This is a genomic window from Brevibacillus composti (genome assembly GCF_016406105.1).
GTDB lineage: Bacteria > Bacillota > Bacilli > Brevibacillales > Brevibacillaceae > Brevibacillus > Brevibacillus composti.
The window spans coordinates 4,157,141-4,170,538 of the sequence record NZ_CP066308.1; the positions used below are offsets into that span (position 1 = coordinate 4,157,141).

Genomic DNA, 13,398 nt, shown 5'->3' on the forward strand with positions numbered 1-13,398 from the left:
GCGAAGCCTCGTGGCGCTTGTCCCACCCCCCGTAAGAAAACCTCTATCGAGGTCGATTCAAGGGGACCGCAATTTAGCGGTTGGTTATTCTTGCTGTATCAGGAAGAAGCTCTGGAAGCTACAGTAAAAAAAGCCCGTTCCAAAGGAACAGGCTAGAGAGGGGGCATCTTTAAAAGAGGGCGGCGAGCTTCTCCCAGAGGTAAAAACGGACCTCTACTTGGGGCTGCTCCGGAGCTGTATCCACATCCGTAACGGCAACGGCATCGGTTGTAGACGTCGCAGTCTCCACTCCGGCAGAATGGCCGTCTTGCTGTTCACTCACGCGGCTCCAACTCCTGTCCAAGCGGGACAGACGCCACTCCTGGTAGGCGGCACGCTCATCCCAAGCAGGCCGGTGCACGGATACGTCTGTATCATTTTTAGCATCCTCGGCATCGTCACCATTCTCGGTGTCCACAGCATACTCGGCATCCTCGGCAAAAACCGTTTGCTCACTTCGAGCCGGTCCCGCGTCTCTGCGCTTTTCTTGAGCAGAGGCGACGGCATCGCCGTTGGACATGTCGATAAAACAGAGCGGCGGAAACAGCACACACCACCAGTTTTGTCCCTGTGCCTCGCCGATCCGGACACGCAGTGCCTCGTATTCACCAGCCGGGTACACATAGGAACCGTACAGCTTAGTCGGAAAGGGCACACGGCCCAAATCCACTTCAGCCTGATAGGAAAAGCCGCGCTCGCGGATCGTGTTGTCCACAAGCGTCTGGAGTTCCGGCAATTTCGCTGCCACGACCGTTTTGGCTTCTTCATAGGATTCGATATCTTTTACCCACACATTTATCTGATCGACGATGGCATCGCGGACTTCCCGCTTCAGCCATTGATCCTGCACCCGATCGCTGTTCGCGATAATACGCAGTCGAATGGATTCTTGAGGGATCGGCCCGTTATCGAGCACATTGGCCGAGGTAAGCTGTCCCTCCCAGCTCATCATCAACGTCGCCATGCTAAACGCAACCAACAAGAATCGTTTCATAGATACCCTTCTCCCTCTCATAACTGATATCGCCGTTCTCGTTTTCTAGTCTCTCTCTTTAGAAATCAGTATGGACGGAGAAGATTCGGAATATACCTGTGGTTTTCAAAATTCCAGGTGAGTGGCCTTGGTGGAGAAGAAGCAGGGAAACATGCATCTTCTCACCACAGCCCAGCATCAAAGAAAAAAAGCAGCCCCCAATGAGCTGCCTTGAAACCATTAAGCCTATCATCACCTTTTTTTGATGCCAATCACGACCCGCTCAATCCCGGCCAAATCCGGCACGATTTCCGTCCGGTCGATGACGCCGCTGGCCATCAGCAGCCCGGCGACATCTTTGGCCTGATAGATCCCCACCTCAAAGGCGACCAGCGCCGTCTCCTTCAACAGCTGCGGCAAAGCCTGGCAGAGGCGGCGATAGCAATCCAGACCGTCCGCGCCGCCGTCCAGAGCCAGTCGGGGCTCGTATGCCTTTACCTCGTCATCCAGCTCATCCACATCCCGGCTGGGGATGTAGGGAGGGTTGGATACGAGAATATCCAGCTTCTCTCCCCGATCCAGCAGAGGCTGCACCAGATCGCCTTGCAAAAAACGGACCTCGGCCTTCAGCCTTTCTGCATTCTCTCGGGCAATCACCGTCGCATCGGGGGACAGATCTACGGTGCTGATTTGCCAATGCGGCCTTTCGCAGGCAAGCGTGATGCAGATCGCTCCGCTGCCCGTGCCGATGTCCGCCACCTGCAGGGACGCGTCGCTCGGCCATAGCTCGTCTGCCCGAATCAGCACCTGCTCGACGAGAATCTCCGTCTCCGGTCGCGGGATCAGCACGCCGGGGCGCACGTGAAAGGGGCGGCCATAAAACTCTTGCGTTCCAAACATATACTGGAGGGGTTCTCTCCCCCTGCGCCTCTCGCACAGCTCCGCCAGCTCGTCCCGCACATCGGCCGGGATCGTCTCGCTCATGGAGATGAGCAGCTTCGTCCGGTCCCATCCCAGGCAGTGCCGCAGCATCAGCTCCGCCTCAAAAGCCGGGTCTGCCGCTCCACACTCCCGCAAAAAGGAAGAAGCCCGCAAAAGGGCTTCCCGTATCGTCACGACATCGGACCAATCAGGCTGTGTGCGCATGGCTGTTTAGCAGCTCCGTCTGTTCATGCATCATCAGATTTTCGATCACTTCGTCGATTTCGCCTTCCAGGATCGACTCCAGACGATGCAGCGTGAGGCCAATGCGGTGATCGGTCACACGGCTTTGCGGGAAATTATAGGTGCGAATCCGCTCGCTCCGGTCACCAGTACCCACGAGGCTCTTCCGCGTCGCGTCCTGTTCGGCCATCTGCTGTTGCATGTGATAGTCGAGCAGGCGGGCACGCAGTACGCGCAGCGCTTTATCCTTGTTGGAGTGCTGCGATTTTTCATCCTGACAGGAGACGACGATCCCCGTCGGAATATGGGTTACCCGCACGGCGGATTTGGTCGTATTCACGCTCTGTCCGCCCGCACCGCTGGAACAGAATGTATCGATGCGAATGTCTTTTTCATTGATTTCCACTTCCACATCCTCCGCCTCGGGCAGAACCAGTACAGTCGAAGTGGAGGTATGGATGCGCCCGCCGGATTCGGTAGCCGGAATCCGTTGCACGCGGTGGGCGCCGCTCTCGTATTTCAGCTTGCTGTAAGCGCCGCGGCCGCTGACGGAAAAGATAATTTCCTTGTAGCCGCCGATGTCGGTCGCATGTGCTTCCAGCACTTCTACCTTAAAACCATGCCGTTCCGCATAGCGCGTATACATGCGGAACAGATCCGATGCAAACAGCGCAGCTTCATCCCCGCCGGCAGCTCCGCGAATTTCCATAATGACGTTTTTCTCGTCATTGGGATCTTTGGGCAGGAGCAGGATTTTCAGTCGATTTTCCAGCTGTTCCTTGCGCTTGGACAGGTCGGCGATCTCCATCTTGACCATTTCGCGCATTTCATCGTCCAGCTTTTCCTCCTGCATCGCCTTCGCGTCCTCGTACTGAGCCACTACCGATTTATATTCACGATAAACGGCGACCGTCTCTTCCAGGGAGGATTGCTCTTTGGACAACTCCCGCAGCCGCTTGGTGTCACTGATGACATCGGGGTCGCATAGTAGATTGGTTACTTCTTCATAACGCTCTTCAACAGCAGATAAGCGTTCGAACACAGTCATTCACCCCATTACAATAAATTAATCCCTAGTAATATCTGTAAAAAACTATCATGGAAGTCTCCTGCCGCTGATCAGACAGGGGCACATATGTTGTCAAACAGACAAAAAGCAACAGAATAATTATAGGGGGAAACCCTGAAAAAGTCAAAGAAATCCCGCGTCTGCCGGGCTTTTCCAGCCACGCAAAAACGGCCCGGGAAAAGCCGAGCCGTCAGAGAGATTATCGATGGTACCCGTCATTGGAAGTGACGTGGAAATCGTAGCGAGGCACCTTTTGCCGCAGGGCGGCGATGACTTGCTGTTCAATGTTCCGGGCTTCATTGGCCGTCACATTCGGAATCAGGTCCAGGGTCACGTAGGCATTGCCCCCGCTCAGGGTAATCCTCGCATTCTCTACCCCCTGCACAGAACGGGCCATCATCTCCATGTTGTCCATATCCACCTGATAGTTGCTGACCTCGGGATGACCGATGATCAGATTGGGATTTTGATTGCGGCCCATCAGCTTGTCGCGATCCTCAATCGGGGGAGCCCCTCTATCGATAATATCTCCACTGCGGTCGCTCTTGATCGTCGCGTGCTGCTGCGGATCGTAGCTCTTCGCGCCGTAGCTGCTTTCCTGGGGCATCGTACGGCCGCAGCCAGTCGCCATCGCCAGCAGCAATACAACCGCTCCTGCTGCGGCCGCTGCTCTCTTTCCATTAGGCGGGAGTTGCATGAAAAAAGCCACCTCCTGTTTTGCCATAGTGTGCGCATCGGCGCGACTCTCCATGCACTGGCATCAGGGGCGGCGTTTTTCAGGGAAATGAGAATTTTACTCCGCGGGCGGATGGTAATAGTGACGGCGGCATACACTGCTGTATGTCTCGTTTCCGCCGATTTCGATGGTCTCTCCGGTGTAGACGGGCTTGCCGTTTTTGTATTTCAGAATGTGTGTGGCCTTTTTGTTGCAATAGACGCAGACCGTTTTGATTTCCTCGATCTTGTCCGCTTCGCACAGCAGGTGGGCACTGCCGACAAACAGCTCGTTTTTAAAATTCTTCAACAGCCCGTAGACGATGACCGGGATATCCAGTTCGTCAACGACGCGGACGAGCTGCTGAACGTGCTGCGGGCTGAGAAATTGTCCTTCATCCACCAGCACACAGTGGGGGAGAGAGGCCTCCGCCGCCACTGCCTCGTACAGATCCGACTGCTCTGCGATCGGTACCGCTTCACGGCTGATCCCTACGCGAGAAGCCACCTTACCCACTCCAAACCGATCGTCGATGGCAGGGGCAAAGACCATGACTTTTTTGCCGGACTGCTCGTAATTATGGGCTACCGTCAGCAGCTGAATCGATTTGGAGGCGTTCATTGCTCCATAACGGAAATATAGTTGCGCCACGTTTTCTGTCTCCCTCTACTCTTCCTTGAGCGATGCTAAATTGCCGCGTTGGCAACGCACGGCAAACGCCGGCCCTTTCCACGGCTTCTGTATCTATTGTATGAGGACATCCTTCCACTCGGGAAGGTTTTTTTACCTTCCTGCGCCTCTTCATATCTCGCATCTATTCCATAAGCAGAAAAACTTGGCTTGGCGCCAAGTTCAATAGCGAAAGCCATCGTTGGCGTTGGCTTCTGCAATCTTTCTGAAAGGATAAAACAAAACCAGGCAGATCGCTCTACCTGGTCGCTCCAATCTCCGATTAAGAAAGATTGTATTTGCGTTTGAAACGGTCCACACGGCCGCCAGCATCAACGAATTTTTGTTTGCCTGTGAAGAATGGGTGGCAGTTGGAGCAGATCTCCACTTTCAACGCTTGCTTCACAGAACCGGATTCGAATTCGTTACCGCATGCACATGTAACTTTTACTACATTGTAGTTCGGATGAATGCCTTGTTTCATCTCAGTACACCTCTTTTCCGCCCTGAATCGTTTGCCGAAACAGAGTTATATAGAAAATACACATAGAAAATAGTAGCACGGCCGTATCCGAAATGCAACTGTCAAATCAAGGCTGTGCCTGGTTCTTCCGGCGGCGCAGCTCTTTTGGCGGCACGTGGGTAAAGGAGCCGATCACCACGTCCGGCAGCTCCTGCTGGTAGATTTCGATCGCCTGTTTCATCCCGAAGATCTCCCCTTTTGCAGGAGGAATCATTGCCAAATAGCTCTCCGGGTCGATATTCAGGTTGCGCAGCTGAATCAGCTTGATGCCTGTCCGACGGATAAACGCAATCATCGCTTCCATCTCCTCTTCACGGTCGAAAACGCCCGGGAAGCAGAGGTAATTGATCGACGTGTAGACGCCTTTGGAAGCGGCGTATTCCGCCGAGCGGGCGACGTTTTCCAGCGTGTAGCCTCGTGGCCGGTAGTAGGCGTTGTAGTGCTCATCGATCGCACTGATGGTACTTACCCGCATCAAATCCAATCCGGCATCGACGATCCCCTTGATGTGATCGGTCAGTCCGGCGTTGGTATTGATGTTGATGTAGCCCATATCCGTCTGCTCTCGCACGCGGCGCATAGCCGGCACGATAATCCCCGCCATCGTGGACGGCTCTCCTTCGCACCCCTGGCCGAAGCTGATAATGCTCTCGGGCGTCTGCAAATGGTGCAGCATCACCTCGACCAGCTCGTCCTCTGTCGGTTTGAAATTCATCCGCGTCTGCGGTGACGGAAAGCCGCTGTCTTCCGGCTGTTCGGAGATGCAGCCGTAGCAGCCTGCATTGCAGGTGTATGAGACGGGAAGACTTCCTTCCCAGCGATGGAAAAAGTTATTGGAAGCCGTCAGGCACTCGTATTCCAGCGCACAGTGGGAGAGATGCTGCAAGATCCGGTTGTTCGGGAACAGCTCCAGCGTCTTCTCTACCCGCTGGCGCAGCTCGTCCATAGGGAAGTTGAGCGGGTTCCACTGATGAGGATCGTCACTTTTACGGCCTGCCACCCAGAAACGCTCATCTTTCCATACCACAGCCGTATAGCCAAACAACGGGAACTTGCTCGTTTTATCCGTCTTCACGTAACCGGGCAGCAGCAATCGAGTAAAGCCTTGAGGAATCAATGCCCCCACTGCCGTATACCCATCCAGCTTCACCATCTCGCCCGTATCCGGGTCCATTCCGATGGGAACTGTATCCGGCAGGCTGACGAGTGTCGCCCCTTCCGGCAGCGGAATCAATTCCTCATCCAAAATCTCTGTCAATATATCGCCATTTCGAGCCACCGCCAAAAGTTCGGGGTGATCGAATACATTGCCTTTCTCGTCTGCGTATACCAATTGCATGGTTCAATCGCCTCGCTTTTTTCGCTCAGCCCATTGTAACGCAACGATCAGACAATGTAAAATGAGAACCGTTACCTGCTCAAATACCGGAGTGGATTCATCGGGACGTTATCCTCTCGCACTTCAAAATGGAGATGGTAGCCCGTGGAATCCCCGGTCCGTCCCATATAGCCGAGCATCTCCCCCTGCTCCACCTGCTGGCCGGGCGAGACGATGATTTTGCGCATATGGGCGTAATAGGTCTGCAATCCGTCCCCGTGATCGAGAATCACGATATAGCCGTAGCCGCCGCGATTTCCTCCCGCCTCGACGACCACGCCTTCCTTGGCGGCGTAGATGGGCGTCTGCCCTTCGCTCTCCTTCCACATGTCCAGCCCTTTGTGCATGCGCCCCCATCTCGTACCGAATCCACTCGTGACGGTCGCGTCTTTGACCGGCCATTCCATCATCCGGGAACGATTGGCTTTGCGGCTGGCGGCAGTCACCACATTCCGCTTTTGGGACCATTCCTTGGCTGTCAGCGTTCCTGTATCGGCGACGGGGATCTGAATCGATTGCCCTATGTAAAGGTTGTCCGACATCAACCGCAGCAACGGATTTTTCTCCAGGATCATTTCTTTGCTTACGTTGTATCGTTTGGCGATGTAGTCCATATTCTCGCCGCGCCTCACCGTATGCGTCACCTCATCGGAATTCAAGACCAGCTTCATGCCGATTCCCAAGAGATGGGGATTGACCATCTTGTTCAGCTCCACCAGCTGCTTGAGCGACAGTCCGTAGCGACTCGCGATCTCAGACAACGTATCGCCCTGTTTCACGGTGTAGGTCAGCACCTCGCCCTTCGCCCTCGCCGTTGGTTTGTTCAGGGAGGAAAAAGGGTTAAAGGCTTCAAACAGTACCTGCTCGACGACTGCCTGCTTCACTTCCTCGCGGCTTCCCCACCCCGCCGGCATCTGCTCGTAATCCACGGACATTCCTCCTCCACAGGTTATTTCCAGCAGATTCCTTCCTTATCTGCACAATCCCATCTTTTATACGATATTCGCCCACCGCAAAAAAAATGACGGCGAGTCTAAGACCCCGCCGTCACACCGCTTTGTTTCCCGCGTGTTTGCTTGCTTGTATCGATGCTTTGCAAGAATTCTTCATTGGTCTTCGTGTCCGCCAGCTTTTTCAGGAAGGACTCGACGAACTCCGCGCTCTCATTCATACTTTTGCGAATCGCCCACAGCTTATCCAACTCTTCTTTGGAAAGCAGCAGCTCCTCGCGTCTCGTACCCGAACGGCGAATATCGATCGCCGGAAAGATGCGGCGCTCGGACAGCTTGCGGTCCAGATGCAATTCCATGTTGCCCGTGCCTTTAAACTCCTCGTAAATGACATCGTCCATACGAGAGCCCGTCTCTACCAGTGTGGTCGCCAAAATCGTCAGGCTGCCGCCTTCCTCGATGTTGCGTGCGGACCCGAAGAACCGTTTGGGTCTGTGAAACGCTGCCGGGTCAATCCCTCCGGAAAGTGTCCGTCCGCTCGGCGGGATCACCAGATTGTACGCACGTGCGAGACGCGTAATCGAATCCAGCAGGATCACGACGTCTTTTTTGTGCTCAACCAGCCGTTTCGCTCTTTCCAGCACCAGCTCGGCTACCTTGATATGATTTTCCGGAACCTCGTCAAAGGTGGAGGCGATGACCTCCCCTTGTACGGAGCGCTGCATATCCGTTACTTCTTCCGGCCGTTCATCAATCAAGAGAACAAATAAGTGAATATCCGGTCGATTGGCCGTAATGCTGTTGGCAATTTCCTTGAGCAGTATCGTTTTTCCGGCCTTGGGCGGCGCTACGATCAATCCGCGCTGGCCGAGACCAACAGGGGCAATCAGGTCCATCAGGCGTGCGGAAACTCGCTCTGGTGTCGTTTCCAGGACGAGTTTGTTTTGAGGGTATAACGGTGTCAAGGCGGGGAAATGAAGCCGTTCGGCTGCCGATTCGGGGTCTTCCCCGTTCACAGCCTCTACCTGCAGCAGTCCAAAGTAACGCTCATTTTCCTTGGGCGGTCTCACCTTGCCAGATACCAAGTCTCCCATCCGCAAGTCAAATCGGCGAATCTGCGACTGGGAGATGTAGATATCCTCCGAGCTGGGGAGATAGTTGATCGGACGCAGGAAGCCGTACCCCTCCGGGAGAATTTCCAGCACTCCTTCCATAAACATCAGACCGTCCCTCTCTGCTCTGGCCCGCAGAATCGCAAAGATCAACTCTTTTTTCTTCAGCTGGGAGTAATACGGAATCTGATATTCCTTGGCCAGCTTGTACAGGTCGGTCAGCTTTTTTTCTTCCAGTTCTGAAAGTAACATGATTACACCACTCTTTGTATTCTGTTCATCTATTTTCGTCCAAATGCCGCCTTACAATACCAAGCGCGGTTTGCGCTCCAAGCGATGGGTTCCTTCGATAAAGCGGATGGTTCCTGTCTTCGCACGCATCACGACCGAATGCGTCGTCGCACGAGTACCGCGGAACCGAACCCCTTGCAGCAATTCACCGTCCGTCACACCTGTGGCGGCGAAAATAGCATCGTCCCCTTTTACGAGATCATCCATATACAATACTTGATAGGGATCTACCAACCCCATGCGTTTGCAGCGTTCTACCTCTTCTTCACTCTGCGGCATCAGCTTGCCCTGAATCTCTCCGCCCATGCACTTGAGCGCGACAGCCGCGAGGACGCCCTCCGGAGCTCCGCCGGAGCCGAAGAGAATATCGACGCCTGTATCCTCAAAAGCGGTATTGATCGCCGCTGCCACGTCCCCGTCGGAAATCAGGCGAATGCGTGCGCCTGCCTCGCGGATTTCGTGAATGATTTTCTGGTGACGGTCGCGGTCCAGCACGATGGCTACCAAATCGCTGATATCTTTTCCTTGGGCCTGGGCGACTGCCTTCAAATTGTCCCGGATCGGGGCGTTGATGTCGATTTTGCCGACGGCCTTTGGACCGACAGCAATTTTCTCCATGTACATGTCAGGCGCATGCAACAGATTGCCCCGGTCGGCGACAGCGATGACCGAGATCGCTCCCCATGTTCCCTTGGCGACAATATTGGTGCCCTCCAACGGGTCCACCGCAACGTCGACTGCCGGCGCGACACCCTGGCCCAGCTTTTCTCCGATAAAAAGCATCGGGGCCTCGTCCATTTCGCCCTCCCCGATCACAACGGTACCGTCCATGGGCACATTTTCAAACTCTTTGCGCATGGCTGTCGTAGCCGCGTCATCGGCCTCGTCCTTTTTGCCGAGACCCATCCAACGCGCTGAGGCGAGAGCTGCCGCCTCCGTAACACGTACCAGTTCAAGCGTTAAGCTTCGTTCCATTCTTTGAAGACTCCTTTCCTGGTCATGAGCTACTGCTGTTGACGTTCCTTCTGCTCCCGGCCAACCCGCTGCACGTTTGCTCCCAGGCTGAGCAGCTTGTTGACCAAATTTTCGTACCCGCGATCGATATGCTCCAAGCCCTCCAGCTCTGTCGTTCCTTGCGTAGCCAGACCAGCGATGACCAGCGCAGCCCCCGCACGCAGATCCGAAGCGACGACCTTGGCTCCGTTCAGGCGGTTGCCTCCTTCGATCACGGCCGAGCGCCCTTCGATCTTGAGGTTGGCCCCCATGCGCCGCAACTCGTCAACATGGCGAAAACGGGCACTGTAAATATTATCTGTCACGATGCTGGATCCGGTCGCAAGCGTAAGCAGCGTCGTAATCGGCTGTTGGAGATCCGTCGGAAAACCGGGATACGGACTGGTTTTAACATCGATGGCCCGGTACTCATCCCTGCCGTTTACCTGAATCGCATCGTCCATGACTTTGACGTCTACGCCAATTTCTCTCAGCTTGGCCGTGACGGACTCCAGATGCTTGGGGATGACATTCTCGACTGTGACGCTGCCTCTGGTCGCTGCCGCAGCGATCATATAGGTACCCGCCTCGATGCGGTCCGGGATGATCGTGTGGCGGCACCCGTGCAGCCTCTCTACCCCCTGGATCCGGATGATGTCTGTGCCTGCCCCTTTGATATTGGCGCCCATATTGTTGAGCAGGGTGGCGACATCGACGATCTCCGGCTCCCGTGCGGCATTTTCAATAATGGTCAGCCCTTCCGCCTTGGCGGCGGCCAGCATAATATTGATGGTCGCTCCCACACTGACCAGGTCGAGGTATATCCGCGCGCCCTTCAGCCGGCCTTCTTTGGCGCGAATCGTCATTACCCCATTTTTATTGGTGACCTCCGCGCCCAATGCCTCAAATCCCTTGATATGGAGATCAACCGGCCGCGGCCCCAGATCGCAGCCGCCCGGAAGTCCTACGCGCGCCTCGCCGAACCTGGCCAGCAGCGCTCCCCACAGGTAATAAGAAGCACGCAATTTTTTGACGCGTCCATTGGGCATCAGCATCGGTTTCATCGGACGGCCGTCCACTTCCATCCAATCTTCCTCAAACAATACGTCGGCTCCCATTTCCCGGAGAAGCTCGTGATAGATCTCCACATCCTGAATATGCGGTAAATTCTCAATCACAACCGGCCCGTCTGCCAGAAGCGCAGCAGGAATCAGGGCGACAGCACTGTTTTTGGCCCCGCTGATGGTCACTGAGCCTTGAAGCGGGGTTCCCCCGTTGATGATCAGCTTTTCCATGTTTTGCTCCCCTCAGGCTTAATCGGGAAATGAGCACCTTCCCCAACGGAAAAGGTGCTCTCTATTCATTAGAAATTTCTTACTTTTGCATGCTGGCCCAGTCGGCCAAAAATTTCTCCAGCCCGCTGTCTGTAAGCGGGTGAGCGATGATTTGTTTAAAGACTTTGTAGGGAATCGTCGAGAAATGTGCGCCGCGACGGGCTGCTTCCGTCACGTGAACAGGGTGACGAACCGAGGCGGCGATAATTTCCGTCTCGATCCCGTGTACGGAGAAAATTTCCGAAATATCTTCGATCAACTGCATGCCGTCATGGCCGATGTCATCCAGACGTCCCAGGAACGGAGACACATACGTCGCTCCTGCGCGCGCAGCCAGCAGTGCCTGATTGGCGGAAAAGACAAGCGTCACGTTGGTGCGGATTTTTCGCTTCGCAAAATACTTGACGGCTTTGAGGCCCTCTGCCGTCATCGGAACCTTGATGACGATATTTTTGGACAGAGACGCCAGCTTTTCTCCTTCTTCGATCATGCCCTTTGCTTCGGTACTGATCACTTCGGCACTGATCGGACCATCGACGATGTCGATGATTTCCTTTAGGGTTTCGATGAAGTCGCGGCCTTCTTTGGCTACCAGAGACGGGTTGGTCGTAACGCCGGCGACGACGCCCCACTCGTGGATCTCGCGAATCTCCTCGACGTTTGCTGTATCAATCAAAAACCGCATGTTGGACCTCCTTGGTTACGCACGATTGCTGCTGCCGAACAGGCGCATTTTGCCTCTGACAACTTCCTTGATGGCATCGCGAGCCGGGCCGAGATATTTGCGCGGGTCAATCTCGTTTGGCTTCGCTGCCAGGACCTTGCGAACCGTTTCCGTGCATGCGACTTGGCTTTCTGTATTGACGTTGATTTTTCCTACTCCGAGAGAAATCGATTTGACAATGGCCTCATCAGGAACGCCGGAACCGCCGTGCAGTACGATCGGTGCGCCGATGTTGCTGGCTACTTTTTCGATGATGTCAAAGCGAATTTTCGGCTCGCCTTTGTACATGCCGTGTGCAGTACCGACAGCGATCGCTACATAGTCTACCTTGGTCTCTTCCCAGAAGCGAATCGCCTCGTCCGGATTTGCAAGAGTAGCGTCTTCTTCGTCTACGGACAAATCATCCTCTACTCCGCCAATTGTACCCAGCTCGCCCTCGACGGATACGCCTACTGCATGAGCAGCTTCCACTACCTGTTTCGTCAGGCGGATGTTGTCCTCGAACGAATGGTGAGATCCGTCGAACATCACGGAAGAAAAGCCGGCACGGATACATTTCATGACGATATCAAAGTTGCTCCCGTGATCCAGATGCAGCGCAACAGGAACACCGGAGCGCTCAGCAGCGACTTTGGCGATCGCGACCGTATAATCCAGCCCCATGTATTTGAGGGCGCCTTCAGACACGCCAAAAATCACCGGGGATTTCTCTTCCATCGCGGCTTCCGTAATCGCTTGGGTAAACTCCAGGTTGTTGAGGTTAAACTGTCCCACTGCATATTTATGCTTTTTGACATCTTCAGTAAAAGCTGTCATCGGTACAAGTGGCATATGAAAATCCTCCTTAGCAGACTCTGTAACGTGGCTTATTATACCACAGACCTCTGCTTGTTAACAGGTGCGCTTGTCTCAGGACAAATATCCAGATGGAAAACTCAGCAGGCCAATTGCTTGTGGACCGCCAGGCGCAGCTCATCGATATCGAACGGCTTGGTGAAGTGGGTCAACGCTCCAAGCTGTGTCGCTTCTTTAATCATGTCCAGTTCCCCGTAGGCCGTCATCATGATCACTTTAATCTCCTGATTGATCTTTTTAATATGCTTGAGGATTTCGATGCCATCCATGCCAGGAATTTTCATATCGAGAATCACCAGGTCGGGCGATTCTTTTTCGACGATCTCTAAGGCCATCTTGCCGTTTGCGGCTTGGAAAGTCTTATAGCCTTCTTTGCCCAGCACCTCGTACAGCAGGATGCGAATGCCGTACTGATCATCGACAACCAACACTTTTTTATCTCGTTTATCCTGCATACTTATTCAGTCCCCCTGATTTTTTACAACCGTCACATTTACTAACCTTAGAGATTCGCCTAATTTCAGGAAAATCCTGCTTCTTATTATCGAAATTTTCCTGCTCGGCGGCATTCGCGTATAATAGACCTCAATTATGCCTTTGTGTGAGGAG

14 protein-coding genes are annotated in these 13,398 nt (G+C 54.2%); all 14 read right to left on the reverse strand.

What is annotated here, in order from left to right; translation table 11 throughout:
• Nucleotides 1-169 precede the first annotated feature (169 nt).
• Nucleotides 170-1,033, reverse strand: coding sequence for a stage II sporulation protein R (gene spoIIR / locus JD108_RS20805; protein WP_198827819.1), 864 nt, complete (start codon nt 1,031-1,033; stop codon nt 170-172).
• Nucleotides 1,034-1,264: 231 nt separating this feature from the next.
• Nucleotides 1,265-2,158 (reverse strand): peptide chain release factor N(5)-glutamine methyltransferase, encoded by an 894-nt coding sequence (gene prmC, locus JD108_RS20810; RefSeq protein WP_198827820.1) that lies wholly within the window; start codon nt 2,156-2,158, stop codon nt 1,265-1,267.
• Complete coding sequence (prfA, locus tag JD108_RS20815; protein ID WP_198827821.1) at nt 2,142-3,218, reverse strand: peptide chain release factor 1; 1,077 nt, start codon at nt 3,216-3,218, stop codon at nt 2,142-2,144. The genes prmC and prfA overlap by 17 nt, the downstream gene beginning before the upstream one ends.
• Before the next feature lie 226 nt (nt 3,219-3,444).
• Nucleotides 3,445-3,942, reverse strand: coding sequence for a sporulation protein (locus tag JD108_RS20820; RefSeq protein WP_198827822.1), 498 nt, complete (start codon nt 3,940-3,942; stop codon nt 3,445-3,447).
• A 96-nt stretch (nt 3,943-4,038) separates the two neighbouring features.
• Nucleotides 4,039-4,611: a thymidine kinase gene (locus JD108_RS20825; RefSeq protein WP_198827823.1), complete on the reverse strand. Its 573-nt coding sequence runs from the start codon at nt 4,609-4,611 to the stop codon at nt 4,039-4,041.
• Nucleotides 4,612-4,912: 301 nt separating this feature from the next.
• Nucleotides 4,913-5,113: a 50S ribosomal protein L31 gene (gene rpmE / locus JD108_RS20830; protein ID WP_198827824.1), complete on the reverse strand. Its 201-nt coding sequence runs from the start codon at nt 5,111-5,113 to the stop codon at nt 4,913-4,915.
• A gap of 106 nt (nt 5,114-5,219) precedes the next feature.
• A complete protein-coding gene (locus JD108_RS20835; protein ID WP_198827825.1) occupies nt 5,220-6,491 on the reverse strand; it encodes a radical SAM family protein in 1,272 nt (423 codons plus the stop codon).
• 71 nt (nt 6,492-6,562) lie between these two features.
• Entirely contained in the window at nt 6,563-7,459 is an 897-nt protein-coding gene (locus tag JD108_RS20840; RefSeq protein ID WP_198827826.1) for a M23 family metallopeptidase, read from the reverse strand.
• Between the two features lie 104 nt (nt 7,460-7,563).
• Complete coding sequence (gene rho, locus JD108_RS20845) at nt 7,564-8,844, reverse strand: transcription termination factor Rho (RefSeq protein ID WP_198827827.1); 1,281 nt, start codon at nt 8,842-8,844, stop codon at nt 7,564-7,566.
• A gap of 51 nt (nt 8,845-8,895) precedes the next feature.
• Nucleotides 8,896-9,858 (reverse strand): class II fructose-bisphosphatase, encoded by a 963-nt coding sequence (gene glpX / locus JD108_RS20850; RefSeq protein ID WP_198827828.1) that lies wholly within the window; start codon nt 9,856-9,858, stop codon nt 8,896-8,898.
• A 29-nt stretch (nt 9,859-9,887) separates the two neighbouring features.
• A complete protein-coding gene (locus JD108_RS20855) occupies nt 9,888-11,171 on the reverse strand; it encodes a UDP-N-acetylglucosamine 1-carboxyvinyltransferase (protein ID WP_198827829.1) in 1,284 nt (427 codons plus the stop codon).
• 79 nt (nt 11,172-11,250) lie between these two features.
• The gene (fsa, locus tag JD108_RS20860; RefSeq protein WP_198827830.1) at nt 11,251-11,895 is read right to left on the reverse strand and encodes a fructose-6-phosphate aldolase; all 645 of its coding nucleotides are present in this window, start codon (nt 11,893-11,895) and stop codon (nt 11,251-11,253) included.
• Nucleotides 11,896-11,910: 15 nt separating this feature from the next.
• On the reverse strand, nt 11,911-12,765 hold the full coding sequence (gene fba / locus JD108_RS20865) for a class II fructose-1,6-bisphosphate aldolase (protein ID WP_198827831.1): 855 nt from the start codon (nt 12,763-12,765) through the stop codon (nt 11,911-11,913).
• Between the two features lie 104 nt (nt 12,766-12,869).
• Nucleotides 12,870-13,244 carry a response regulator gene (locus tag JD108_RS20870; RefSeq protein WP_198827832.1) on the reverse strand — a complete coding sequence of 125 codons (375 nt, stop codon included), beginning with the start codon at nt 13,242-13,244 and terminating at the stop codon, nt 12,870-12,872.
• Between the last annotated feature and the right edge of the window lie 154 nt (nt 13,245-13,398).